The organism is Jeotgalibacillus sp. R-1-5s-1 (genome assembly GCF_004405105.1).
Classification (GTDB): Bacteria; Bacillota; Bacilli; order Bacillales; family Jeotgalibacillaceae; genus Jeotgalibacillus.
In genome coordinates this window covers 291,632-317,364 of sequence record NZ_SORW01000053.1, presented here as the reverse complement: position 1 = coordinate 317,364, position 25,733 = coordinate 291,632, and the positions used below count along the sequence as shown (strand labels likewise).

The following is a 25,733-nucleotide window of genomic DNA, read 5'->3' as shown; positions in this document are numbered from 1 at the left end:
GGTTTGATAAAACTCCGTCCCTTTCCAGGGATGGGGTTTTTTTATATGCATAAAAAGCATGAAGGCGAGAATCCATGCAAAATGAAAAAGGAGTGTTAATGATGGAAGAAAACATGCTGATTACATTTCCAGATGGTAATAGTCGGGAGTATCCGAAAGGAACATCTGTTGAGAAAATTGCTTCCTCCATTTCTTCAGGACTGAAGAAAAAAGCGGTTGCAGGTAAAGTGAATGGGGACCTGATCGATCTTCGCACACCGATCGAAGAAGATGCGACAGTCGCAATCTTAACGCCTGATGATGAAGAGTCTCTTGAAGTCATGCGTCACAGCGCGGCCCACTTGATGGCACAGGCTGTTAAACGTCTGTACCCGGATGCGAAGCTTGGTGTCGGTCCTGTGATTGAAGGCGGATTCTACTACGATATCGATACAGAGTCATCAATTTCAACAGAAGACCTTCCGCGTATTGAAAAGGAAATGAAAAAAATCGTCGGCGATAACATTGATGTGGAGCGTGAAGTGGTCAGCCGCTCAGAAGCGGTTCGCCGTTTTGAAGAGATCAATGATCCTTACAAGCTGGAGCTGATTGAAGCGATCCCGTCTGATGAAGACGTGACAATCTATAAGCAAAGTGAATTTTTCGATCTTTGCCGCGGTATCCACGTTCCTTCAACAAAGCATATTAAAGAATTTAAGCTGTTAAGCGTTGCCGGTGCCTACTGGAGAGGAAACAGCGATAATAAAATGCTTCAGCGTATTTACGGTACGGCTTTCTTTAAGAAAGAGGATCTTGATCACCATCTTCAGATGCTTGAAGAAGCAAAGCAGCGTGATCACCGTAAAATCGGGAAAGAGCTTGACCTGTTTACAAGTTCTCAGCTTGTTGGTCAGGGGCTCCCGATCTGGCTGCCAAAAGGTGCGACCATCCGCCGTACAATTGAACGCTATATTGTCGATAAAGAAATTTCGCTTGGCTATGACCACGTGTACACACCTGCATTAGGCAGTGCTGAACTCTACAAAACAAGCGGTCACTGGGATCATTATGAAGAAGGCATGTTCCCGCCAATGGAGATGGATAATGAAACACTTGTCCTTCGTCCGATGAACTGCCCTCACCATATGATGGTATACAAGCAGGATATTCACAGCTATCGTGAGCTGCCAATCCGTATTGCTGAACTTGGTCTGATGCACCGTTATGAAATGTCAGGAGCCTTATCCGGACTTCAGCGTGTGCGTGCGATGACATTAAATGATGCGCATATTTTTGCGCGTCCTGATCAGATCAAGGAAGAATTCCAGCGCGTTGTGCGTCTGATCGAAGAAGTGTATAAGGACTTCGGCTTAAATGAATATAAATTCCGTCTTTCATACCGTGATCCTGAGGATACAGAGAAGTATTTTGATGACGATGAGATGTGGGAAAAGGCTCAGGCAATGTTGAAGGAAGCCATGGACGATATGGGCCATGACTACTTCGAAGCAGAAGGTGAAGCAGCATTCTACGGGCCGAAGCTTGATGTTCAGGTGAAAACAGCGATCGGTAAGGAAGAAACGCTTTCAACTGTTCAGCTTGATTTCCTCTTACCGGAACGTTTTGATCTGAATTATATCGGGGAAGACGGTAAGCAGCATCGTCCGGTCGTGATTCACCGCGGAGTTGTCTCCACAATGGAACGATTTGTTGCCTTCCTGATTGAAGAACATAAAGGAGCACTTCCAGTATGGCTGTCTCCAGTTCAGGTTCAGGTCATTCCGGTTTCACCATCGATCCACCTTGATTATGCGAAAAAGGTACAGGAACAGCTTCAACTTGCGGGTGCACGTGTAGAGGTGGATAGCCGTGATGAAAAGATGGGCTACAAGATCCGTGAAGCTCAGATGAAGAAGATCCCTTACATGCTTGTTGTGGGAGATAAAGAAGCGGAAAATAACGAAGTGAATGTCCGTAAATACGGAGAACAGGATTCTGAAACAGTTTCCTTAGAGGCGTTTACAGAAGTTATTAAAAGCGATATTAGAAAATAATAAAGGTTTGACACATAAAACCCGGCACTGAACTTGATCAGTCAGCCGGGTTTTTTTTATGCTTCTCGTTCATAATCTTTTTCTGTACCGTCTTCGAATTTAATTTCAATTTCGATAGACTGGAAGCCTTCTTCAATCTCAAACCCTTCGATCACAGCATCTATCACTTCCTCATCGGGTGTATCTACTGTAAATTCAAATCCGCTTAATACAGGCTGCATTTCTTGAAATGCGTCATCCCCTGAGAGCATCATCATATTCTGTTCATCTTCAAAGGAAGCCTCAATCGTTTCACCCTCAGCGTCATAGGTTGTTTCAAAGTCGTTGTCATTACCTTCATAATCCACATCAACATCGAATTCAAGATAAGGGATGTCGGTGTTATCCTGTGGGGTTCCGCCGTCTGTCTGCTGATCGGATTGGCCGTCTTCTGCAGGTTCGGGATTGCTGACAGTTTCATCATCACCGCAGGCTGCAAGAAGAAAAGTCATGGTAGCAATAGTGGTAAAGGTGTATGTTAATCTCAATTGTGTGCCTCCGTTCTGGTTGGTTTACAGTCAGTTTAGCCTGTTTCAGCAAATTTAAACGCAGTTTGAGAAGGAAGACAGATCATCCATCATGATTTTAAGAACATGATAGATCAACTTATGAAAGACTGCTCAAATATCTGGAACACCCTTCGTCAAAAAAATCCAAAAAACTATTGCGTGACCTGAAATGATTTGATATGATCAATCATGTTGATTTAATTACGAACAAGGATTGACAGCAGACTTTTGCTGCGTTACAATAGCAAGAGTGAATTGAATACGAATTTGTGTACAAGAAGAGGCACCCGCTTCTCACCTGACCGGCACAGCAGTAGCTGACAGGTAACACGCAGTACGTGCATACATGAAGTATGTATCGGCATGCATGGATGCGGGGAACTAATGTGGTTTCCGGCTTTTTTTATGTCTTAAAGCACTTATCTTATACGCAAACCGAGTATTCTCAAATCAATCCGGAGGTGGATTACTATTAGCAAAGACGTAATGGTTAACGAAGGAATCCGTTCACGCGAAGTACGCTTAATCGATCAAAACGGCGAACAGCTTGGTATCAAATCCAAGAACGAAGCCCTTGATATTGCAGCGCGTGTAAACCTTGATCTGGTTCTTGTTGCACCAAATGCGAAGCCGCCTGTTGCACGTATCATGGATTACGGTAAATTCAAGTTCGAGCAGCAGAAGAAAGACAAAGAAGCACGTAAAAATCAAAAAGTGATCAATCTGAAGGAAGTTCGTCTAAGTCCTACGATTGAAGAGCATGATTTTAACACGAAGCTTCGTAATGCACGCAAGTTCCTTGAAAAAGGGGATAAAGTAAAAGCGTCCATCCGTTTCCGCGGACGTGCGATCACGCACAAGGAAATCGGACAACGGGTTTTAGAGCGTTTCGCTGAGGAATGTAAAGACGTTTCAACAATCGAGACGAAGCCTAAAATGGACGGCCGCAGCATGTTCTTAATGCTTGCACCAACGAACGAAAAGTAATGATTTAAGGAGGATACTACTCATGCCAAAAATGAAAACTCACCGTGGATCAGCTAAGCGTTTCAAAAAGACTGGATCTGGAAAGCTTAAGCGTTCACGTGCATACACTAGTCACCTTTTCGCTAACAAGTCTACAAAAGCTAAGCGTAAGCTTCGCAAAGGTTCTCTTGTGTCTTCAGGCGATTACAAGCGCATCAAAAACATGATCTAATTTTAAAATACAGAACAAAGATTTATTAGGAGGTAATCACTATGCCACGTGTTAAAGGTGGAATCGTTTCTCGTAAACGTAGAAAAAGAGTTCTTAAACTCGCTAAAGGATATTATGGTTCAAAACATACGCTATACAAAGTAGCTAACCAGCAGGTAATGAAGTCAGGAAACTATGCTTTCCGTGACCGTCGCCAGAAAAAGCGTGATTTCCGTAAGCTTTGGATTACTCGTATCAACGCAGCAGCTCGTACAAACGGACTTTCTTACAGCCGTTTAATGCACGGACTTAAGCTTGCAGGTATCGAAGTAAACCGTAAAATGCTTGCTGAGCTTGCTGTAGCTGACGAAAAAGCATTCACACAGCTGGCAGACGCTGCAAAAGCTGAACTTAACAAGTAATAATGTCAGGGACTGTTCCGATTGATGGAGCAGTCCTTTTTTATTTTAAATGCCTGGTGATCTGTTTTATACTAAGAGAGGTTAAGGCGCATTGATTATATATAAAGAAAGGGAAAATAAATGAACCAGCTATTCTTTGGATACTTAATTTTAATGAATATTGTGGGCTTTGCCACCATGGGGATCGATAAAAAGAAGGCTCAGAAAAATGAGTACCGTATTTCAGAAAAAACATTGTGGCTTGTTGCATTCGCAGGAGGAGCACTCGGCAGCTGGCTTGGTATGCAGCAATTCCGTCATAAAACCAAACACCGCACCTTTTCCATGGGACTTCCATTTCTTGTGATCGTATATGGAGGACTTGTGATTTATACTTACTATTGGCAGTAAAAAAGATAGGAATTTGACGATGTATCAAGTCAAATTCCTATCTTTTATTTTGTGTAATGAAATTGCAGAATGTGATTATATAGATGTGTAGTCTCTTATAAATAACAGACTGAGATGGATCTTTATTACATAAACCTCAGGTTCGCTTTTGGAGAACCGAATGCTGAATGATCTATTGACAGATTGTCAGATGCTATCAATGGATTTAAAAGTGCGATCAGCAGTAATCAAAGATCTATCGACATGATTTTAAGTGCTATCAACAAATCAAGCCGGGACAAGAATAAGGCGAAGATGAAAAGAGGGCTGACCTTTGCCTTCGTTCAGCTTTGACTTATGACCTCGAGAGGCTAGTCGCCGCAGCTGGACAAAGGAAAGAGAAAGGGGAATACGTCCCGTTTTTTAATCCATGTGATCCTTTTCAAGCAGCTCCCTGATTGGACTTTTCCAATCAATCCTGGCATGGGGATAATTGCTGCGAACCTCCGTTTCAAGAAAGCGGAAATCCTCAATTGTAAACCCCTGCAGCCTGGAGGGGTCATGCGGCCAGATGAAAATCGAAACAACATCAAAAGAACGCTCTGTTTCGCCCAGATATTTTTCGCCCTGAAACATCAAACCTTTATAAGTAATAAAGAAGTTTTTACGTGGGTTATTTGAATCATCATGAAAATAATATTCTGCTTTTTCGTGGGCAAGCTCCAATTTCCTTTTCGGATCAAACAAATATTTAAATCCTTTATAAATAAGATAAAGAACAACTGCAAGTATAATCAGTCTCAGTACTAAAACAATCATTTTAACGCCCCCCAACAATCCTTGTCTTCTATACGTACCGGGGGATAGAAAGGTTCCAATTTTCTTTTCTTTTTTTGTGTTTTTGATACACTGAACAGAGAAGGAGAGGGAAAATGATGAACTGGACTAAATTGTATGATATGCAACATGAACTTGACCGCTTTATTGAGCGTGAAAATAACATTGAAAATCAGGAAGTAACGGATAAAAAAATACTGGCGCTGCTCGTTGAAGCAGGAGAACTGGCTAATGAAACGAGATGTTTTAAATTCTGGAGTAAAAAAGGCCCTTCTGAGAGATCAGCAATTCTTGAGGAATATGTGGACGGGATCCATTTTCTTTTGTCTATCGGGCTCGATCTGGAATTAAGATATACAGAGCAGGCAGAAGTGCATTCAGGCAGTGATTTGAGTGATTTGTTCCTTGACTTTTATCATTCAGTTACTCAATTCAGAAGCTATCAAAGCCAATTTAATTACGACGGAATGTGGGATCGGTATTTGAAAATCGGGACCGTACTCGGCTTTTCAGTTGATGATGTCATGAGTGCATATACTGACAAAAATGAAATCAATATTAAGCGTCAGCAGGATGGCTATTAATCAGCTTTGTGAATAATCTGACGAAATGGTATAATTTTGACTGATTGAAAAATTAGGGAGGCGAAGAAATGGCTGAATACAATGAACAGCTGACGATGCTTAAAGACTTAACGGATGCTAAAGGTATTCCGGGTAACGAACGTGAACCGAGAGAGGTTATGAAAAAATACATAGCACCATTTGCCGATGAAGTGACAACGGACGGAATCGGCAGTCTGATCGCCAAAAAAACAGGTGAGGCAAATGGACCGCGTGTGATGGTTGCCGGTCACCTGGATGAAGTCGGATTTATGATCACGCAGATTGATGATAAAGGATTTTTGCGCTTTCAAACCGTAGGTGGCTGGTGGTCACAGGTTATGCTCGCTCAGCGCGTAACGATCGTAACGAAAAAAGGGGATATTACCGGGGTCATTGGTTCTAAACCACCTCATATCCTCCCTCCGGAAGCGCGTAAAAAACCGGTTGATATTAAAGACATGTTTATTGATATCGGTGCTTCTTCCCGTGAAGAGGCAATGGAGTGGGGTGTCACACCTGGTGATATGGCCGTTCCTTATTTCGAATTTACTGTCATGAACAATGACAAGATGCTTCTTGCGAAAGCCTGGGATAACCGTATTGGCTGTGCGATTGCAATTGATGTGATGAGAGCATTGAAGGACCAGCAGCATCCGAATGAAGTGTTCGGAGTAGGTACGGTTCAGGAGGAAGTGGGCCTGCGTGGTGCACGTACGGCGGCAGCAACAGTGAAGCCGGATATCGGTATTGCGGTTGACGTAGGTATTGCCGGAGATACGCCTGGTATTTCGTCTAAAGAAGCCAGCTCTAAAATGGGTGACGGTCCGCAGATTATCCTTTATGATGCATCGATGGTTGGTCATAAGGGGCTGAGAGATTTTATTACGGATATTGCTGATGAGCATGGTATTCCGTATCAGTTTGATGCGATTGCAGGCGGAGGAACGGACGCTGGATCGATTCATCTTTCTGCGACAGGTGCACCGTCGATTGCGATTACGGTTGCTTCGCGTTATATTCATTCGCATGCTGCGATGATTCATAAGGATGATTATGAGAATGCGGTGAAGCTGATTGTGGAAGTGATTAAGAAGCTGGATCGCGATGCTGTGAATAAGATTACGTTTGATTAAGTGAAGAGAGGTTGTCGGGTGGTAAATGTGCCACTTGGCAGCCTTTTATTATTGGCAAGCGTGCCCCTGCGCTCCAGACGGCGCTTTATTGTCTAGCTGCGACGGACAGGGACTAGCAAACTTCCCGTCCCCTCGTCCGATAAGTCAACATCAGCTCACTTCGTTCGCTGTGTTTCCTTTATCTCCGTCGGGGCCGGTCCAGTTTGTACGTCCCAAAACGCCCGCCTCCGCTTTTCCTAATGTCTAGCTGCGGCGACTAGCCCCTCGAGGTCATAAGTCAAAGATGAAAGAGGGCAAAGGTCAGCCCTCTTTTCATCTTAGCCTTATGCTTGTCGGGGCTGGACGAGTCGCCTCCGCTTTTCGGTAGCCGCGCGGTGAGCCAAGCTTTTGCTTCGCATTACGCTGTCTCACCTGTCGCTTCTATGCCGCAGGAGTCGCCGTCTGCAGCGAAGGACCACTGATGTGGGTTTTAGAGAGTGTGTGGAATTCACCATAATTGTAGTGGTGAAGGAAAAGACAAGGGAAAACATGGCTCTCCGCTGCAGGAGTCGCTGACTTTCGCTCCGGACCATTAATGTGGATTTTATAGAGGTTGTGAAACTATTTTGCTGTTGGTTCGTAATGTAGTTTATACGAAGTTTGAGTGATGAGGGAGTGTATGGGTGTGGAATTGGTTGAATATGCGCTGATATTTTTGGCTGCCGCTACGCCGTGGCTGGAAATTGCATTGGTGGTTCCTTTGGGGATCGTGAGAGGATTGTCGCCATTCTGGGTGATGGTAACCGGGTTTACAGGGAATTTGTTAACGGTCTTTTTATTAATTGTTTTATTCCAGAGGGTAAGGGAGTATATGGAGAAGAGAAATAAAAGTGAAAAGAAAGAAGGGAAGAGGCAGACGAGAGCGCGTAATATTTGGAATAAATACGGGCTGCCGGGGCTGTCCCTTCTTGGGCCTATTCTGATTGGTACTCATATTGCCGCGTTTATCAGCATGTCACTTGGTGCGGATAAAGCAAGAGTGTTATTCTGGCAAATCGTCAGTATTGCCTTATGGACGCTGATCTTCGGGTATGCTGCGATTGCAGGCGTTGATTTCCTGATTCGTGAATCTTAATGTTTTAAGCCGTTTTCCAGAAGCTCAAGCATTTTCTGCTGGTCTTCTCCTGAACTTTCTTTCCAGATAATTTCAAACAGGACGCCGAGCCCTGGGAGTAATTCTTCCTTTTTGCGCTCGATGGAATCGGAAATCGTGTCCTCAAGCTGGGCGGTTGAATTATCCTTTACATTGTGAATAACGGTTTCGCGGATGTTTAAATTCATTTTGATTCCTCCTCTCATATGATCTGAACTATTTTTCCCTGGAATTGTTTTGTTTATGCGGAAAAACTCCGCTATAATGAGGAAATCGGATAATCAGAGGAGAGAATGGTATGAGTGTGATTCAGTCCATGCAAAATGGGAAGGTAAAAGAGTGGAAAAAGCTTTTGACGAAAAAGGGACGGGATAAATCCGGTTTATTTCTTGTTGAAGGATATCATTTGATTGAAGAAGCAATACTTGCGGGTGCAGTTTCCGAAGTGATTGTTCGTGAAGGTGTGGAGATACCTGAAAAAGCAGATGAGCTCCCGGTTTCGATCGTGACAGAGGAAATCAGTGCAGCCCTCGCCGAAACAGAGCATTCACAAGGTGTATTTGCTATTTGCAGACAGCCCGCTCTGAATGTGGCAACGCTGACAGGGAAGCAGCTGCTAATCCTTGATTCCGTTCAGGATCCCGGAAATATCGGGACGATGATCCGGACAGCGGACGCGGCGGGAATAGATGCTGTCATTTTAGGAAAAGGGACGGCGGATCCTTATAATGCTAAAATCCTGCGTGCTGCCCAGGGAAGTCATTTCCACCTTCCGATTGTTAAAGAGGACATTCCATCTGTTCTTGCGTATTGTAAAAACAACGGTATTTCTGTTTTCGGTACGTCACTGCAAGAGGCACTTCCGTATAGAGAAGTGGACAGCCAAAAAGAATTTGCCCTCATCATGGGTAATGAGGGAGCGGGAATGAAGCAGGAACTGCTTGAGCAGACCGATCAGAACCTGTATATTCCGATCTATGGAAAAAGTGAATCATTAAATGTGGCGATTGCTGCAGGTATTCTACTTTATCATTTAAAGGGATAGAGATTCCCTCTTTTAATAATGGGCGAATTAGTATATACTTGTTGAGGATAAATCATAAAGACTTTGACGGAGAAAAGTAATCATGTGTGACTGCAAAAAGGGAAGGCGGATCATAGACTGAAAATCTGCCTGCACGAACGATGATGAAGTTCACCTCCCGAGTCGGCATCGGGACCGCTTGGTTTGAGCGTAAAGATGCACCGGCTAAACGCCGTTATCAGTCAATTGAGAGGATCAGTCTTATAGATAAGCCTGATCAATCAGGGTGGTACCACGGAATCAAAGCACTTCGTCCCTAGTTTTAGGGGAGAAGTGCTTTTTTGTATGGAAAGCTTTGTTATCAGTTGTTGACAGAGCCATCAAAAGGAGGAAAGACAATGGAAGAACGCTTAAAAGAATTAAGCCAGCAGGCGCTGGCGCAGGTTGAAGAAGCGCAGGATCTGAAAGCAATCAACGATGTACGTGTAGCGTATCTCGGAAAAAAAGGTCCCATTACGGAAGTATTAAAAGGAATGGGTAAGTTATCTGCAGAAGAACGCCCGAAAATGGGTGCATTGGCGAATGAAGTGCGCGACGAGATTGCAAAAGCCATTGAAGTTAAGCAGGAGGAGCTTGAAAGACAGGCAGTGGAAAAACGTCTTGCAGAGGAAGCGATTGATGTTACCCTTCCAGGCCGCCCTGTGCCAGCAGGTCATGCTCATCCGCTCACGACAGTGATCAGTGAGATCGAAGACCTTTTTATTTCAATGGGTTATACCATTGAAGAAGGACCTGAAGTGGAAAAGGACTATTATAACTTTGAAGCACTGAACCTGCCGAAAGGCCATCCGGCTCGTGATATGCAGGATTCATTTTATATTACTGAGGACATTCTGCTTCGCACGCATACATCCCCTGTTCAGGCAAGAACGATGGAGCGTCATGCAGGTAAAGGTCCTGTAAAAATCATCTGCCCGGGTAAAGTGTACCGCCGTGATAATGATGATGCGACGCACTCACACCAGTTCATGCAAATCGAAGGCCTCGTAGTGGATGAGAATATCCGTATGAGTGATCTGAAAGGAACGCTGAACGTATTTGCCAAAAAGATGTTTGGTGAAGACCGTGAAATCCGTCTGCGCCCAAGCTTTTTCCCATTTACAGAGCCTTCTGTTGAAATGGATATTTCATGTAAAATCTGTGGCGGTAAAGGCTGCAGCGTATGTAAAGGAACAGGCTGGATTGAAATTCTGGGTGCCGGTATGGTTCACCCTAACGTACTGCGTATGGCAGGATTTGATCCTGAAAAATATACCGGTTTTGCATTCGGAATGGGACCGGAACGAATCGCGATGCTGAAGTATGGCATTGACGATATCCGTCATTTCTACACAAACGATTACCGCTTTTTAGATCAATTCGGACGAAAAGAAATTCGATAAGGAGGGCTCCAGATGTTTGTATCATATAAATGGTTAGAAGAATATGTAGATCTATCGGGCATTACACCTGAGGAGCTCGCAGATAAAATCACCCGCTCCGGCATCGAAGTGGAAGGAGTCGAGGTTCCAGGTGAAGGAATCAGCGGTGTTGTCGTTGGACACGTGCTGTCATGTGAAAAACATCCTGAGGCAGATAAACTGAATATTTGCCAGGTGGACGTTGGTGAAGAAGAGCCTGTACAGATTATCTGTGGCGCAGCGAACGTTGGCGCAGGTCAGAAGGTTGCTGCAGCTAAGGTTGGAGCTGTTCTGCCGGATAATTTTAAGATTAAAAAAGCGAAGCTTCGCGGTGAAGCTTCTCACGGAATGATTTGTTCCCTGCAGGAACTCGGTGTTGAAGGAAAGCTTGTGACAAAGGAGTATTCAGAAGGAATTTTCAACTTCCCTCAGGATGCTGAAGTTGGAGCGGATGCGATTGAAGCGCTGATGCTTGATGATTCTATCCTTGAACTTGGTTTGACACCGAACCGTGCGGATGCGATGAGCATGATCGGGGTAGCGTATGAGGTCGGTGCGATTTTAGATCGTCTGGTAAAGCTTCCTGATTTGAGTTATGACACGGTTTCAAAACAGGCAGCTGATGACGTTAAGCTGACGGTTGAGGCGAAAAAAGAAAATCCTGTTTACCTGGCGAAGGTCGTAAAAAACGTAAAGGTAAAGCCATCACCACAATGGATGCAGAATCGATTAGTTGCAGCTGGTATTCGTCCTCATAACAATATTGTGGACATTACCAACTATATTTTGATTGAATATGGTCAGCCTTTACATGCATTCGACCTTGATCAGGTTGGCACAGGTGAAATCCTGGTCCGCCTCGCAAATGAAGGCGAAAAAATTAAAACACTTGATGAAGCGGAGCGCACACTTCAGTCTCATCACCTCGTTATTACAAACGGCAAAGAGCCAATCGCGATTGCCGGTGTGATGGGCGGCTATGACAGTGAAGTAACGTCTGAAACTGTGAATGTTGTCATTGAATCAGCCTATTTTGCTCCGTCATCGGTCCGCCAGACTTCAAAGGATCTTGGACTGCGCAGTGAAGCAAGCTCCCGCTTTGAAAAAGGTGTGGATCCGAAACGTGTTGCCCTTGCTGCAGAACGTGCTGCCCAGCTGATGGCTCAGTACGCAGAAGGGGACGTTTCAGAAGGAACCGTTGCCTTTGATGAGCTTTCAAAGGAAGAGAAGAGAATCTCTGTTTCTCTTGAGAAAATCAATCGCGTAACAGGAACGGACCTTTCGGAAAATGAAGTTCTTGATCTGTTCCGCCGCCTGCAGATTACGGCAGAAGAATCAGATGGCGTGATCCATGTTTCAGCACCAACTCGACGTGGAGATCTGGAAATTGAAGAAGATCTGATTGAGGAAGTAGCGAGACTGTATGGATATGATCTTATTCCAATGACACTTCCGGTTCACGCGACAAATCCGGGCGGACTTTCTGCGAGACAGCAAAAGCGCCGCTTAATTCGCCAGACAGCTGAAGGAGCAGGCCTTACACAGGCTGTGACGTATTCTTTGACAAACGAACAGAAAGCGACTGAGTTTGCGCTTGATACGACTGAGACAGTGAAGCTGTTAATGCCTATGAGTGAGGAGCGCAGCCAGTTGCGACTGAGCATCATTCCACAGCTGCTTGAGAGTGTCTCCTATAATCGCGCAAGACAAAAAGACTCTTCAGCCTTTTATGAAATTGGCTCAGTGTTCTTGAAAACAGCTGATCAGGAGCTTCCAAAAGAAGAGGAGCATCTTGCCGGAGCACTGACAGGCCTGTGGCAGCTGCATCCGTGGCAGGGTGAGAAGAAGCCTGTTGACTTCTATGTAGTAAAAGGAATCCTTGATGCGATCTGGGACCGTCTTGGGATTAAGGAAGAGATTCGTTATGAAACAGCCAAAATGGATCAGCTTCATCCTGGACGGACTGCAGCGATTTACTTTAAAGAAGAGCAGATCGGTATCGTTGGTCAGGTTCATCCGGTGAAAGAAAAAGAGCTTGATTTAAAGGAAACGTACGTATTTGAAGTGAAGCTTGAATCTGTGTATGCACACGATGCGGAACCTCTTAAATACAGTGCCATTCCGCGTTATCCATCTATTACACGTGATATTGCACTTGTAACGGATCGCACAGTAAACGCAGGCACGCTTGAGACCATCATTAAAGAAGCGGGTGGTAAACTGCTGAAATCCGTTCAGCTGTTTGACCTTTATGAAGGGGATCGTATGGAAGAGGGCAAGAAGTCACTTGCTTTCTCACTTCTGTATATGGATCCTGAACGTACACTGACAGATGAAGAAGTCGGAAACGTTCACAACCGTGTTCTCGAAGCGGTAAAAGAAAAGGCAGGAGCAGAACTGCGTTCATAATTAAACGAAAACAGAGCCCGTACTCAGATGAGTGCGGGCCCGTTTTATGTTATATCAGCTTTTTCGCCTTCTGGGTATTCGCAAAATGAACCTTCGCAAATGTGTACAGCTCTTCTTCGCCAAACTTTCTGATCAACTTTGCGGCAGCCTGGTCAACCTTTGCGCCGGCACCTTTAGGAATCGTAAATCCTGCTTTTTCGCTGAGCTGGTCCATTGCTTTAATGAAGGCATAGCGGGCGATGATGGAAGCTGAAGCCACTGCTAAATGAATCCCTTCTGCTTTCGTACTGAAATACACATTCTGACGATAGATTGTTTTTTCATTTTGAATATGGCGGTAATACACCTGCTTTTCTGCAAACTGATCAATTAATACACCTTCAGGCTTTTCCTGATTCATTTTCTTCAGTAAATGAAGAATGGCCTGGTTATGTAGTACGGCTTTAATCTTCCCCTGACTCCAGCCCTGTGCCTGCTTTTCGTTATATTTCTCATTCGGGAGCGTCAGGAGACTGTAGGGAATGGTGCGGATCAGATCCTTGGCGATTTTGACAATCGTTTCATCCGTTAAGTGCTTGGAATCCTTTACTCCAAGTTCCTTCAAAAGAGGAATCTGCTCTTTTTTTACATAAGCTGCCACAACAGTGATTGGTCCGAAATAGTCACCTGTTCCAACTTCATCCGTTCCAATCAGTGACATCGTTGCAATGTTCTGAGGCAGATCAGCCGATGAGGCCGCCGCTTTGACAGTCCGTTTGGCATCGGCAGTTCCCCACTTTGCTGCTTCAGTCTCCCCGTCCTTGCCCTGAAACAATACTTTTCCGGATTTATAGGCGGTTACTGAATAGGTAGGTGTTTTTGCTGCAAAAACGGCACCTTGAGGTGGATTTGATTTTAAACTTCTTTTATAATAGTCCTGCATCTTCTGCAGATCGCTTTGTGAAACAGTTAAAACAGTGTTTGGCATTTGGAAACTCCTTATTGTCTATTTGTACAATGTTGATTCAGATAAACCATGATATCAATGGACTTTAGATCGTCACTGTCAAAAACCGGATTGGATAGATTCATAGGATGATAAGCCTTTATTTTAAAAGTATCATGCAGTCCAGTGCTGAATTTGTCAGTTTGTGAATTGAAAATCCAATAAAAAGTAAATAATATCAACTTTTATTTTGATCTGCAAAATGAACATGTTATGATAGTGATTAGGATTCTTGAGAATGGGGGCAGCTGCGTTGTCGAATAACGGTAAAAATCGAATAAACGTTGACATCTATGGACAATCATACTCCATCGTCGGCAGTGAGTCCACGTCTCACATCAGACTTGTTGCCTCAATGGTTGATGATAAAATGAGGGAGATCAGCTCGATCAACCCTTCACTTGATACATCAAAACTGGCCGTTTTAACGGCTGTGAATGCTGTCCATGATTTTTTAAAGTTAAAAGAAGAAATCGAAGAATTAGAGAACGAATTAAAAAAACTAAGGGATTGAATGCTTGATGCTGGATTTGCTGCTGTTAGTCTTTCTTGTGACCGGCTTTATCATCGGATTACGCCGGGGCTTTATCTTACAACTTATTCATCTGGTCGGCTTTTTTATTGCCTTTTTTCTGGCTTACAAATACTACAGTGTTCTGGCACCGAAGCTGACGTTGTGGATACCTTATCCTGCTTTTGACGCCGGGTCACAGCTGGCCTTTATTGCAGACACGGTTAACTTTGAAGAGGCCTACTACCGGATCATTGCTTTTGCCATCATCTTTTTCGGTGCGAAAATTGTGATGCAGCTGATTGGATCGATGTTTGATTCCGTGGCTCAATTCCCTATGTTACGCCCGCTTAATATATTTGGCGGTGGGATTTTAGGGTTTGTTGAAATGTATGTGATCTTATTTGTCCTCATTTATATTGCGGCCATGGTTCCGATGAATTCAATTCAGGATACTTTAGCCGGTTCAGGAATTGCAGAATTTATTTTGCAGCAGACGCCGGTATTTTCAGAACAGGTAAAAGATTGGTGGCTGAATGCACAGGAGCCTTCATCGTAACATTTTCAAAAGCCCGGAATTCCATAACAAGGATTCCGGGCTTTTTTAAGAGAAGATAAGGTAAATTGACTATAAAAGTATTTTATAAGGAAAGGAACCTGTCCCATGAACAAAAAAGAAATCATCAGACTGCTTGAGAAAATTGCGGTATATATGGAGCTGAAAGGGGAGAATCCGTTTAAAATCAGCGCGTTCAGAAAAGCAGCCCAGGCACTGGAGACAGATCAGAGAAGCCTCTCACAGATTGAAGATGTTAAAGCCTTGAAAGGAGTCGGTAAAGGCACGGCTGCTGTCATTGAAGAATACATGGAAACCGGTCAATCATCTGTCCTTGATTCGCTTAAGGAAGAAGTGCCGGAAGGGTTAATTCCACTATTAAAACTTCAGGGGCTTGGCGGAAAAAAGATTGCCCGCCTCTATCAGGAGCTCGGTGTGGAATCCGCCGAAGATTTGAAGCGTGTCTGTGAGGAAGGCAAGGTTCAGCAGCTATCCGGCTTCGGGGCAAAAACAGAGGAAAAAATACTGGCAGCGCTTTTGAATGCCGGCAGCCGCCCGGAGAGACTGCCGATTTCAGCAGTATTGCCAATAGCTGAAGAGTTGGATGGATTTCTTGCAGGGATTGATGAGATCAGCCGCTTTTCACGTGCCGGCAGTTTAAGACGAAACAGTGAGACCGTAAAAGACCTTGATTATATTGCCTCTACAGATCAGCCGGAGAAGGTTAAAGATCAGATTTTAACCATACCAGGTTTAAAGGAAGTACTGTCAGCAGGAAACACAAAAGTTTCTGTCGTTCTGGAACGTGAGTATGAGCTGTCGGTCGATATCCGGCTTGTAGAGGATCAGGCATTTGCTACAACGCTCCATCATTTTACGGGCTCAAAGGATCATAATGTAAAAATGCGCCAGATAGCGAAAGAACGCGGTGAGCGGATCAGTGAATATGGCGTTGAAAACCTTGAGACAGGAGAAGTGAAAACGTTCGAAAGCGAAGAAGCCTTTTTTGCCCACTTTGGCATGACATTTCTTTCGCCTGAACTGAGGGAAGATGGCACGGAAACATCCCGGCATGAAGAAGCTGAAGCTCTGATCACCCTTGATGACATCAGAGGTGATCTTCACATGCATACGACCTGGAGTGACGGTGCTTATTCTTTGGAGGAAATGATTGAAGCATGCCGCCAAAAAGGGTACGATTACATGGCTATCACAGATCACTCCCATTACTTGCGTGTTGCCAATGGGCTGTCAGCTGAACGCTTAAGAAATCAGATCAGTGAGATAAGAGCATTAAATGAAAAGTATGATGATATCGAGATTCTTGCAGGAATTGAAATGGATATCCTTCCGGATGGGTCGCTTGATTATGAGGATGAGCTTCTTAAAGAGCTCGACATTGTCATTGCCTCTATCCATTCCTCTTTTACACAGTCAGAGGAACAGATCAGGGAGAGACTTGAAACAGCTCTTGTGAACCCACATGTTGATTTTATTGCGCATCCGACCGGCCGTATTGTCGGAGAAAGAAAAGGGTATCGTGTCAATATGGACTGGCTCGTGAAAAGAGCGGCAGAAACAAATACAGGCCTTGAATTGAATGCGAATCCACACAGGTTTGATTTAAACAGTGAATACGTAGCGCTCGCTCAAAAGCACAACGTACCTGTATTCATTAATACGGATGCCCATGATACGATTCATCTGGAATTTATGGAGCTTGGTGTTAAAACAGGTCGAAAAGGCTGGCTGAAAAAAGAGTCCGTTATGAATGCAAAAACGTTTGATGAGCTTTCCCGTTTTCTGAAACGCCATCAATAAGGAGAGAAAGCAATTGAATGAAAAGACTTTAAAAACGCTTGAATTTATTAAAATCAGACAACAGGTGCTTGAATTCGCCGCTTCTTCACTTGGTGCATACCGTATTGAAAAGCTTGCGCCATCTTCAAATCTGGAGGATGTGCTGCGCTGGCAGGATGAAACGGACGAGGCAGCTACCATTCTGCGGGTCAAAGGCGGCATGCCGCTTGGCGGAATTTTTGATATCAGACCGCACATTAAACGCGCTCAGATTGGTGGGATGTTAAGTGCTGCTGAACTCGTACAGGTTGCAAGTACGATCCGGGCCGGTAAAAATATCCGAAACTTTGTTGATCATATGATGGAAGAAAGAGAAATCCATATTCCGATTATTCTCGAAAAAAAAGAGAGTCTCGTTGTTCTGACTCCGCTTGAACATAAAATTTTTGAATCGATTGATGAAAATGGCGAAGTGCTGGATTCGGCAAGCCATGAGCTCCGTTCCATCAGACAGAAAATCCGTACAAGTGAAAGCCGGGTACGTGAAAAGCTTGAAAGTGCGATTCGTTCAAAAAATGCGGCGACCATGCTGTCTGATGCGGTCATCACTATCAGAAATGACCGTTACGTTATACCTGTTAAGCAGGAGTATCGCAGTCATTATGGCGGGATTGTCCACGATCAGTCTTCATCGGGGCAGACTTTATTTATTGAACCCGAATCCATCGTACAATTTAACAATCAGCTCCGTGAACAGCGGTTAAAGGAACAGGAAGAAATCGAAAAAATCCTGCTCGCGCTGACCCAGGACGTTCAAGAGGAAGCAGACAGCCTCCTTTTAACAGTTGACATTCTTGGTGAACTTGACTTTATGTTTGCAAAAGCGAAATATGGCCGAAGTATTAAAGCCACAAAGCCTGAAGTAAACGGTGAAGGTATCATCAATCTGAATAAAGCGCGTCATCCGCTGCTACCTATGGATGAGGCAGTGGCCAACGATATATACCTCGGAGAAGATTTTTCCGCGATTGTAATCACCGGACCGAATACAGGGGGGAAAACAGTCACGCTGAAGACGATTGGCTTATGTACGCTGATGGCACAGGCAGGACTTCCTTTACCGGTTTTGGACGGATCAAAAATTGCCGTATTTGAGTCTGTCTATGCTGATATTGGAGATGAACAGTCGATTGAGCAGAGTTTAAGTACGTTTTCTTCGCACATGGTGAATATTGTGGATATATTAAAACAGGCAGATGAAGGGAGCCTTGTCCTGTTTGATGAGCTTGGCGCCGGGACAGATCCTCAGGAGGGAGCGGCACTTGCTATTTCCATTCTCGATGAAGTTCATGGAATGGGCGCACGCGTTGTGGCAACGACCCATTATCCGGAACTTAAAGCTTACGGTTATAACCGCGAAGGTGTTGTGAATGCCAGTGTTGAATTTGATGTTGATACGCTGAGCCCGACTTACCGTCTTTTAATCGGAGTGCCAGGGCGAAGTAATGCATTTGACATTTCAAAACGGCTTGGACTTAGCGACCATGTGATCAATCACGCAAAAACATTCATCGGTACAGACTCCAGGGCTGTTGAAACGATGATAGCCTCTCTTGAAGCAAGTCGTAAAAGCGCAGAGACGGATTACAGTGAAGCGCAGGAGCTGCTGAAGGACGCTGAAAATATCCATCGTGATCTTCAAAAGCAAATGGCTGATTATTATCAGCGAAAAGAAGATCTCTACGAAAAGGCCCGCATAAAAGCCAATGAGATTGTTGAACAGTCGAAGGCAGAAGCAGAAAAAATTATGTCTGAACTAAGACAATTGCGCTTCGAAAAGCACGCGGACATTAAAGAGCACGAGCTCATTGAAGCGCGCAAACGGCTCGAAGGTGCTGCGCCTGAGCTGAAAAAGTCAGGGAAGAAAAAACAGCCTGAACAAACTAAACGAAAACTTCAGCCCGGCGATGAAGTAAATGTATTAAGCTTCGGTCAAAAAGGGATTCTGCTTGATAAAACAGCTGATAAAGAATGGGCTGTCCAGATGGGTATTCTTAAAATGAAAGTGGAAGAAAAAGATCTTGAATTTATTAAGGGTGAGAAAAAACAGGAACCGAAGCCACTCGCTACAGTGAAAGGGAAAGATTTTCACGTCAGCCTGGAACTGGATCTGAGAGGAGAACGTTTTGAAAACGCCCTGATCCGCGTGGATAAATATATAGATGATGCGCTTTTGGCAGGTTATCCGAGAGTATCCATCATTCATGGCAAAGGAACCGGCGCATTGCGTTCAGGTGTTCAGGAAAAACTTAAAAATCACCGTTCTGTCAAAAGAGTTCGTCTTGGTGAAGATGGAGAAGGCGGCAGTGGCGTAACGATTGTAGAGTTCAAATAGCTTTTCAGCGACGAACAATCGGGAGGGGATGGACCTGTCACCTCCTGGGTTTTCAAATCGGTTTTGCGAATCTGTGAGATGCCCTGGACATTCGCATCTCTTAAATAAATGAAACAGCAGGTGAATAATGATGGAAGCCTTTTGGAGTCATCCACTCGTGGAATCAGCCGGTTATTACAGTGTCGTCGTTTTATGTATGATTTTATTTCTGGCTGTTTTTGAGCTGGTCACTAAATATAATAACTGGGAAGAAATTAAAAAAGGGAATATGGCTGTTGCCATGGCGACTGGCGGAAAGATATTCGGAATAGCAAACATTTTTACGAGCTCAATTGATCAGCATGATACCCTTTTGGCCATGATTGGCTGGGGCGTTTTCGGTTATGTATTGCTACTCATCGCTTACTTTATGTTTGAGTTTCTGACACCAAGATTTAACGTGGACACAGAAATTGGTAACGGCAATAAAGCTGTCGGGTTTATTTCAATGATTATCTCGGTTGGGTTATCTTTTGTAGTCGGCGCGAGTATCATGTAAAGGAGAACAGTAATGGAAACACTTTCAAAAATATTAATCGGCTGCTGCGCAGTTTTTATTGTCATCGGTATTGTATACTGGGTCACAATGTAAAAATGACACGGGAAAAGCTTTAGTTGAGGAAAAGTGCACCATTCAGAGCGCTTTTCCTTCAATCCAAAACTTTTTCTGTGTCTTTTTTCATAGAAAAAATTGTAACCGCTTTCTCTATTGGTTATAATGAAATCAGAAATGGGAATTTTCTAAAAATTATCTTAAGGAGGTTGTTCAATGTCTGCACAGCCATGGCTGAACTTATATCCAGACACGATTCCCACAACACTGCAGTATGATCCAAAACCTGTCCATGCATATTTGACAGAGGCAGCGGTCACGTACCCCGACAAAAAAGCTGTTCATTTCATGGGGAAGGAATTCACTTTTAAGGAAATGCATGAGTCATCCTTAAAAATGGCAAAGTATCTTCAGGATATCGGTATTAAAAAGGGAGACAGGGTAGCGATTATGCTGCCAAATACGCCGGCGTCTGTCATTGCCTACTATGGTATTCTGTATGCCGGGGGAGTTGTTGTACAAACAAACCCGCTTTATACGGAACGTGAAATTGAGTATCAAATGAAGGATTCTGGAGCAAAAGCCATTGTTACGCTGGATATTTTATTCCCGCGCGTGTCCAAGGTTTTTAACGATACTGACCTTGAGCATATGATCATTACAGGGATTAAGGATTTTCTGCCGTTTCCCAAAAACCTGATTTATCCTTTCATTCAAAAAAAGCAATATGGTATTACGGTAAAGGTGGAGCATGCAGGAAGCAATCATCTGTTAACAGAAATTCTTAAAACGGCTACCCCGGATCCGGAAGTGCCATCGCTGAATTTTGAAGAGGATGTAGCAATTCTGCAGTATACAGGTGGAACAACCGGCTTTCCTAAGGGCGTAATGCTCACTCATAAGAATCTGATTGCAAATGCGTCTATGTGTGATGCCTGGCTGTACAAAAATAAAAAGGGCGAAGAAAGCATCATGGGCATCCTGCCGTTTTTCCATGTGTATGGTATGACAACGGTCATGATTCTTTCCATTATGCAGGGATACAAAATGATCCTTCTTCCGAAATTCGATGTTGAAACAGCATTGAAGACGATTCATAAGCAAAAGCCGACGATTTTTCCGGGTGCACCTACCATTTACATCGGCATTTTAAATCACCCTGATCTTAAGAAATACGATTTAACGTCTGTTGAATCATGCATAAGCGGTTCAGCTCCTCTGCCGGTTGAAGTACAGGAAAAATTCGAAAAGCTGACAGGCGGAAAGCTGGTGGAAGGTTACGGTTTAACTGAATCCTCACCTGTTACACATGCCAATTTTATCTGGGATCAAAAGCGGATCAAAGGAAGTGTCGGTGTTCCATGGCCGGATACAGATTCGAAGATTGTATCGATGGAAACGGGACAGGAGCTTCCCCCGGGAGAAGTCGGTGAAATTATCGTGAAGGGTCCACAGGTCATGAAGGGATACTGGAATCAGCCGGAAGAAACTGCGGCAATTCTGCGTGACGGCTGGCTTTACACTGGAGACCTAGGTTATATGGATGAACAGGGTATGTTTTATGTAGTTGATCGTAAAAAGGATATGATTATCGCCGGTGGATTCAATATTTATCCACGTGAAATCGAAGAAGTGATGTACGAGCATCCTGCAGTACAGGAAGTGGTAGCTGTTGGGGTACCTGATGCATATCGCGGAGAAACGGTGAAGTTGTTTGTTGTTTTAAAACAGGGAGCGCAGGCAACCCAGGAAGAGCTCGATGAATTTGCCCGCAAGAATCTGGCAGCTTACAAGGTTCCGAGAATTTATGAATTCCGTGATGAGCTTCCTAAAACAGCGGTAGGTAAGATTTTAAGAAGAAAGCTTGTTGAAGAGGAAAAAGAGAAGCAGGAGCAGCAAAAATTCACGTCGTAATGGCCTGATTTTACATGCGATTTTGCTTGACGCAAATCGCATTTCTTAGTAAGATGAAAATATGAATGAATCATCATTCATATTTTCGTCTTTTATTTTGTCTGAAAGGTGATGGCCTGATGAAGAAAGATAAACCAAAATATAAAATGATTATTGATGCAGCCGTTGTGGTCATTGCCGAAAACGGCTACCATCATGCTCAGGTTTCAAAAATTGCCAAGCAGGCAGGTGTTGCGGACGGTACGATTTATCTGTATTTCAAAAATAAAGAAGATATACTGATTTCTTTATTTGAAGAAAAAATGGGTCAGTTTGTCCAGTCAATCAGGAAGAGAATGTCGGATAAAACCGATGCCATTGATCAGCTGAAAATACTGGTAGACAGCCATTTTAATATGCTTGCAGAGGATCATCACCTTGCTATTGTAACACAGCTTGAACTGAGGCAGTCCAACAAAGATATCAGACTCCGGATTAATAAAGTGCTGAAGGAGTATCTCGTACTCGTTGATGAGGTGCTTCAAAACGGCGTGGATAACGGGGTGCTGTCTGAGGACCTTGATATCAGATTGGCAAGACAAATGGTCTTTGGTACGATTGATGAGGTCGCCACGTCGTGGGTGATTAACGATCAGAAATATTCAATCACCGACCTGGCTCCGGGTGTACATACCCTTCTTGTTAAAGGATTGCGCAAATAAAGGGGGATAAGAACATGGGATTTTTACGATGGGAGAACAATGAATTTATTTCAACAGCGACGATCAGCCGTCCCCCGGCAAACGCTTTGTCGGGTGCGCTGATTGAAGAGATTGATTCGTGGCTTGATGCAGTGGAACATGATCAGGATGTAAGAGTCCTTCTCATCCACGGTGAAGGCAGATTTTTTTCTGCAGGCGCTGACATTAAGGAATTCACTGAGGTTCCTTCCGGGGCAGAGTTTACTAAACTGGCACAAAGGGGTCAACGCGTATTCGAAAGAATGGAAGCGTTCTCAAAACCAATTATTGCCTCTATCCATGGTGCCGCATTAGGCGGTGGACTTGAGCTCGCAATGGGCTGTCATATCCGCTACGTAAGCGACACGGCGAAGCTTGGTCTGCCTGAACTGCAACTCGGTTTAATTCCGGGGTTTGCAGGCTCTCAAAGACTGCCGAGATATGTCGGTTTTGCTAAAGCAGCAGAAATGCTTTTATCGAGCGATCCGATATCAGGTGAAGAAGCTGTGCGTTGGGGTCTGGCCAATCAGGCGTTCCCGGAAGAAGAAGTATTCGAAAAATCGAAAGCGCTTGCATTAAAGCTGGCCCAAAAGAGTCCTGTTTCAGTGAAAGCGGCGATCGAGCTTCTTCAATATTCAAAACGCGGTGAATTTCAGGCCGGTGTTGATAAAGAAGCTGAACTTTTTGGAGAAGTATTCGTATCAGAAGACGCAAAAGAAGGCATTGGCGCATTCATTGAAAAAAGAAAACCTGTTTTTAAAGGAAATTAATATAAATAAATTTTGATGAAAAATCGGAGGGAATAACATGAATATTTACGTACTGATGAAAAGAACGTTTGATACAGAGGAAAAAATCTCAGTTCAGGGTGGAAAAATTGCAGAAGACGGAGCAGAATTCATCATCAATCCTTACGATGAATATGCAATTGAAGAAGCAATCCAGCTTCGCGATGAGCACGGCGGAGAAGTAACGGTTGTATCCGTTGGAAATGAAGAAACAGAAAAGCAGCTCCGCACAGCACTGGCAATGGGTGCAGATAAGGCAGTACTGGTTAATGTTGAAGACGATCTTGATGAAACAGATCAGTTTACAACAGCAAAAATTCTTGCTGAATATCTAAAAGATAAAGAAGCAGATCTGATCATCGGAGGAAACGTGGCAATTGACGGCGGTTCAGGTCAGGTTGGACCACGTGTGGCTGAGCAGTTGAATATTCCTTACGTGACGACCATCACAAGCATCAAAATCGAGGGAGATACAGTCACGATCGTACGTGATGTAGAAGGAGATTCAGAAACGATTGAAACCTCTCTTCCATTACTCGTAACAGCACAGCAGGGTCTGAACGATCCTCGTTATCCATCACTTCCGGGTATCATGAAAGCAAAGAAAAAGCCGCTTGATGAGCTTGAGCTTGATGACCTTGATCTTGAGGAAGAAGACGTTGAACCGAAAACGGAAACAGTTGAAATTTACCTTCCACCAGCGAAAGAAGCAGGACGTATTCTCGAAGGAGACGTTGACGCTCAGGTAAGAGAACTTGTTGATCTTCTGAGAAAAGAAGCGAAAGTAATCTGATCAAATAATCAAAAAAATGGGCTGATAGACTCGGAATGTCAGAGTCAAAGTTAGTAATAAACATGACAATAACCAGGAGGTTTTATCATATGAGCAAAAAAGTAGTGGTTTTAGCAGAATCCAGAGAAGGTGCATTAAGAAATGTATCGTTTGAAGCAATCGCAGCCGGAAAAAAAATCTCAGATGGCGGCGAAGTTGTCAGTGTCCTGATTGGCAGCCAGGTATCAGGACTTGCAGATGAGCTTTTCGCATATGGAGCGGATAAAGTTGTAACAGTTGAAGATGCAAAGCTTGAGCAGTATTCTTCTGACGGTTACGCACAGGCATTGCTTGCAGTCATTGAGCAGGAGTCTCCGGAAGGACTTGTGTTTGGTCACACAGCACTCGGAAAAGATCTTTCACCTAAGATTGCCGGCAGACTGAACAGCGGACTTGTTTCAGACGTAACATCAATTGAAGACGGGCCGGTATTCATCCGTCCGATTTACAGTGGTAAGGCATTCGAAAAGAAAGTCATTAAAGATGGACTGACATTTATTACAATCAGACCAAACAACATTGCACCTCTTGAAAAAGAAGAAGGCCGTTCAGGTGAAGTATCATCTGTAAGTGTTGACATTAAGGACCTTCGCACAATCATTAAAGACGTTGTTCGTAAAGCAACGGATGGTGTTGACCTGTCAGAAGCGAAAGTTATCGTAGCAGGCGGACGCGGAGTAAAGAGTGAAGAAGGATTCGAGCCGCTAAAAGAACTCGCTGATCTTCTTGGCGGTGCAGTAGGTGCTTCACGTGGAGCATGTGACGCTGATTACTGTGACTACTCACTGCAAATCGGCCAGACAGGTAAAGTGGTTACACCGGATCTGTATATTGCATGCGGAATTTCAGGTGCCATTCAGCATATGGCCGGTATGTCAAACTCAAAAGTCATCGTGGCGATCAATAAGGATCCGGAAGCGAACATCTTTAAGGTGGCCGATTACGGAATCGTTGGAGACCTGTTTGAAGTCGTACCATTACTAATTGAAGAATTTAAAAAAGTAAAAGTTTCATAATTAAATAAATGGGTGGGGCTAACTCTCAACAGAGCGTCCTGCCCTTTTATTTTGAGTCCATGATGTTAAGCATAAAGGTGGCGAAACCTTTTTCTGCCTGCTATACTCATTTTAGATTCGGAACCAATAAGGAGGAATTACGAATGGCAATTGCACACGCAACTGATCAAACATTTACTGAAGAAACAAAAGACGGTCTAGTACTTGCTGATTTCTGGGCAACATGGTGCGGACCTTGTAAAATGATTGCACCCGTTCTTGAAGAACTTGATGCTGACATGGGCGATAAAGTGAAAATCGTAAAGCTTGATGTGGACGAAAATCAGGAAACAGCAAGCAAATTCGGCGTAATGAGCATCCCGACTCTAGTCGTATTCAAAGACGGAGAAATTGTGGACAAAGTAGTAGGCTTCCAGCCGAAAGAAGCACTAGAAGAGCTTCTAAACAAACACGCATAAAACAAACCAAAAACCGGG

Annotated in this window: 26 protein-coding genes and 2 other annotated features (1 of these 28 cut by a window edge); of the genes, 22 read left to right on the top strand and 4 right to left on the bottom strand. The window is 43.9% G+C overall.

Annotation, left to right across the window (positions count from 1 at the left end):
* Nucleotides 1-25, top strand: a binding site (T-box leader) (it extends 203 nt beyond the left edge of the window).
* A 76-nt stretch (nucleotides 26-101) separates the two neighbouring features.
* Nucleotides 102-2,033 carry a threonine--tRNA ligase gene (gene thrS, locus E2491_RS17030; RefSeq protein ID WP_134376916.1) on the top strand — a complete coding sequence of 644 codons (1,932 nt, stop codon included), beginning with the start codon at nucleotides 102-104 and terminating at the stop codon, nucleotides 2,031-2,033.
* 56 nt (nucleotides 2,034-2,089) lie between these two features.
* Here thrS and E2491_RS17025 read toward each other — a convergent pair whose 3' ends face one another.
* Nucleotides 2,090-2,560, bottom strand: a complete 471-nt coding sequence (locus E2491_RS17025) for a YusW family protein (RefSeq protein WP_134376813.1) — start codon at nucleotides 2,558-2,560, stop codon at nucleotides 2,090-2,092.
* Between the two features lie 507 nt (nucleotides 2,561-3,067).
* Here E2491_RS17025 and infC point away from each other — a divergent pair.
* The 4 genes from infC (at nucleotide 3,068) to E2491_RS17005 (ending at nucleotide 4,570) form a co-directional block, all read left to right on the top strand.
* Nucleotides 3,068-3,568 carry a translation initiation factor IF-3 gene (gene infC, locus E2491_RS17020; RefSeq protein WP_134376812.1) on the top strand — a complete coding sequence of 167 codons (501 nt, stop codon included), beginning with the start codon at nucleotides 3,068-3,070 and terminating at the stop codon, nucleotides 3,566-3,568.
* 22 nt (nucleotides 3,569-3,590) lie between these two features.
* Nucleotides 3,591-3,779, top strand: a complete 189-nt coding sequence (gene rpmI, locus E2491_RS17015) for a 50S ribosomal protein L35 (protein WP_134376811.1) — start codon at nucleotides 3,591-3,593, stop codon at nucleotides 3,777-3,779.
* 41 nt (nucleotides 3,780-3,820) lie between these two features.
* Nucleotides 3,821-4,180 carry a 50S ribosomal protein L20 gene (gene rplT, locus E2491_RS17010; RefSeq protein WP_134376810.1) on the top strand — a complete coding sequence of 120 codons (360 nt, stop codon included), beginning with the start codon at nucleotides 3,821-3,823 and terminating at the stop codon, nucleotides 4,178-4,180.
* Between the two features lie 120 nt (nucleotides 4,181-4,300).
* Nucleotides 4,301-4,570, top strand: a complete 270-nt coding sequence (locus E2491_RS17005) for a DUF1294 domain-containing protein (protein WP_134376809.1) — start codon at nucleotides 4,301-4,303, stop codon at nucleotides 4,568-4,570.
* A 402-nt stretch (nucleotides 4,571-4,972) separates the two neighbouring features.
* Here E2491_RS17005 and E2491_RS17000 read toward each other — a convergent pair whose 3' ends face one another.
* Entirely contained in the window at nucleotides 4,973-5,368 is a 396-nt protein-coding gene (locus tag E2491_RS17000) for a sigma-w pathway protein ysdB (protein WP_208528091.1), read from the bottom strand.
* Between the two features lie 113 nt (nucleotides 5,369-5,481).
* Here E2491_RS17000 and E2491_RS16995 point away from each other — a divergent pair, with 113 nt between their 5' ends.
* The 3 genes from E2491_RS16995 (at nucleotide 5,482) to E2491_RS16985 (ending at nucleotide 8,238) form a co-directional block, all read left to right on the top strand.
* Nucleotides 5,482-5,970, top strand: a complete 489-nt coding sequence (locus E2491_RS16995; RefSeq protein WP_244093983.1) for a dUTP diphosphatase — start codon at nucleotides 5,482-5,484, stop codon at nucleotides 5,968-5,970.
* Between the two features lie 68 nt (nucleotides 5,971-6,038).
* Nucleotides 6,039-7,124, top strand: coding sequence for a M42 family metallopeptidase (locus tag E2491_RS16990; RefSeq protein WP_134376808.1), 1,086 nt, complete (start codon nucleotides 6,039-6,041; stop codon nucleotides 7,122-7,124).
* A gap of 658 nt (nucleotides 7,125-7,782) precedes the next feature.
* Nucleotides 7,783-8,238 (top strand): small multi-drug export protein, encoded by a 456-nt coding sequence (locus E2491_RS16985; protein WP_166805924.1) that lies wholly within the window; start codon nucleotides 7,783-7,785, stop codon nucleotides 8,236-8,238.
* Here the strand turns inward: E2491_RS16985 and sspI are convergent.
* Complete coding sequence (gene sspI / locus E2491_RS16980; protein WP_134376807.1) at nucleotides 8,235-8,444, bottom strand: small acid-soluble spore protein SspI; 210 nt, start codon at nucleotides 8,442-8,444, stop codon at nucleotides 8,235-8,237. The two genes, E2491_RS16985 and sspI, sit on opposite strands and share 4 nt — an antisense overlap.
* Before the next feature lie 110 nt (nucleotides 8,445-8,554).
* On the opposite strand from sspI, the gene E2491_RS16975 reads away from it, so the two are divergent.
* The 3 genes from E2491_RS16975 (at nucleotide 8,555) to pheT (ending at nucleotide 13,149) form a co-directional block, all read left to right on the top strand.
* Nucleotides 8,555-9,301, top strand: a complete 747-nt coding sequence (locus tag E2491_RS16975) for a TrmH family RNA methyltransferase (protein WP_134376806.1) — start codon at nucleotides 8,555-8,557, stop codon at nucleotides 9,299-9,301.
* A gap of 54 nt (nucleotides 9,302-9,355) precedes the next feature.
* Nucleotides 9,356-9,601 (top strand) — a binding site (T-box leader).
* A gap of 77 nt (nucleotides 9,602-9,678) precedes the next feature.
* Nucleotides 9,679-10,722, top strand: coding sequence for a phenylalanine--tRNA ligase subunit alpha (gene pheS, locus E2491_RS16970; protein ID WP_134376805.1), 1,044 nt, complete (start codon nucleotides 9,679-9,681; stop codon nucleotides 10,720-10,722).
* A 12-nt stretch (nucleotides 10,723-10,734) separates the two neighbouring features.
* The gene (gene pheT / locus E2491_RS16965) at nucleotides 10,735-13,149 is read left to right on the top strand and encodes a phenylalanine--tRNA ligase subunit beta (RefSeq protein ID WP_134376804.1); all 2,415 of its coding nucleotides are present in this window, start codon (nucleotides 10,735-10,737) and stop codon (nucleotides 13,147-13,149) included.
* Between the two features lie 49 nt (nucleotides 13,150-13,198).
* On the opposite strand, the gene rnhC is transcribed toward pheT, so the two are convergent.
* Nucleotides 13,199-14,116 (bottom strand): ribonuclease HIII, encoded by a 918-nt coding sequence (rnhC, locus tag E2491_RS16960; protein ID WP_134376803.1) that lies wholly within the window; start codon nucleotides 14,114-14,116, stop codon nucleotides 13,199-13,201.
* Nucleotides 14,117-14,372: 256 nt separating this feature from the next.
* Between rnhC and zapA the strand changes: the two genes are divergently transcribed.
* The 11 genes from zapA (at nucleotide 14,373) to trxA (ending at nucleotide 25,715) form a co-directional block, all read left to right on the top strand.
* Entirely contained in the window at nucleotides 14,373-14,648 is a 276-nt protein-coding gene (gene zapA / locus E2491_RS16955; RefSeq protein WP_208528090.1) for a cell division protein ZapA, read from the top strand.
* 7 nt (nucleotides 14,649-14,655) lie between these two features.
* Entirely contained in the window at nucleotides 14,656-15,204 is a 549-nt protein-coding gene (locus E2491_RS16950) for a CvpA family protein (protein ID WP_134376802.1), read from the top strand.
* Nucleotides 15,205-15,309: 105 nt separating this feature from the next.
* Nucleotides 15,310-17,022 (top strand): DNA polymerase/3'-5' exonuclease PolX, encoded by a 1,713-nt coding sequence (polX, locus tag E2491_RS16945; RefSeq protein WP_134376801.1) that lies wholly within the window; start codon nucleotides 15,310-15,312, stop codon nucleotides 17,020-17,022.
* Between the two features lie 13 nt (nucleotides 17,023-17,035).
* Nucleotides 17,036-19,396, top strand: coding sequence for an endonuclease MutS2 (locus tag E2491_RS16940; RefSeq protein ID WP_134376800.1), 2,361 nt, complete (start codon nucleotides 17,036-17,038; stop codon nucleotides 19,394-19,396).
* Between the two features lie 130 nt (nucleotides 19,397-19,526).
* A complete protein-coding gene (locus E2491_RS16935; RefSeq protein ID WP_134376906.1) occupies nucleotides 19,527-19,934 on the top strand; it encodes a DUF350 domain-containing protein in 408 nt (135 codons plus the stop codon).
* 270 nt (nucleotides 19,935-20,204) lie between these two features.
* Complete coding sequence (locus E2491_RS16930; protein WP_134376799.1) at nucleotides 20,205-21,902, top strand: long-chain-fatty-acid--CoA ligase; 1,698 nt, start codon at nucleotides 20,205-20,207, stop codon at nucleotides 21,900-21,902.
* Between the two features lie 119 nt (nucleotides 21,903-22,021).
* The gene (locus E2491_RS16925; RefSeq protein WP_134376798.1) at nucleotides 22,022-22,603 is read left to right on the top strand and encodes a fatty acid metabolism transcriptional regulator FadR; all 582 of its coding nucleotides are present in this window, start codon (nucleotides 22,022-22,024) and stop codon (nucleotides 22,601-22,603) included.
* A gap of 14 nt (nucleotides 22,604-22,617) precedes the next feature.
* A complete protein-coding gene (locus E2491_RS16920; RefSeq protein ID WP_134376797.1) occupies nucleotides 22,618-23,391 on the top strand; it encodes an enoyl-CoA hydratase in 774 nt (257 codons plus the stop codon).
* Nucleotides 23,392-23,428: 37 nt separating this feature from the next.
* A complete protein-coding gene (locus E2491_RS16915; protein WP_134376796.1) occupies nucleotides 23,429-24,202 on the top strand; it encodes an electron transfer flavoprotein subunit beta/FixA family protein in 774 nt (257 codons plus the stop codon).
* A gap of 89 nt (nucleotides 24,203-24,291) precedes the next feature.
* Entirely contained in the window at nucleotides 24,292-25,257 is a 966-nt protein-coding gene (locus E2491_RS16910; protein WP_134376795.1) for an electron transfer flavoprotein subunit alpha/FixB family protein, read from the top strand.
* 143 nt (nucleotides 25,258-25,400) lie between these two features.
* Nucleotides 25,401-25,715 carry a thioredoxin gene (gene trxA / locus E2491_RS16905; protein ID WP_134376794.1) on the top strand — a complete coding sequence of 105 codons (315 nt, stop codon included), beginning with the start codon at nucleotides 25,401-25,403 and terminating at the stop codon, nucleotides 25,713-25,715.
* Nucleotides 25,716-25,733: the final 18 nt, after the last annotated feature.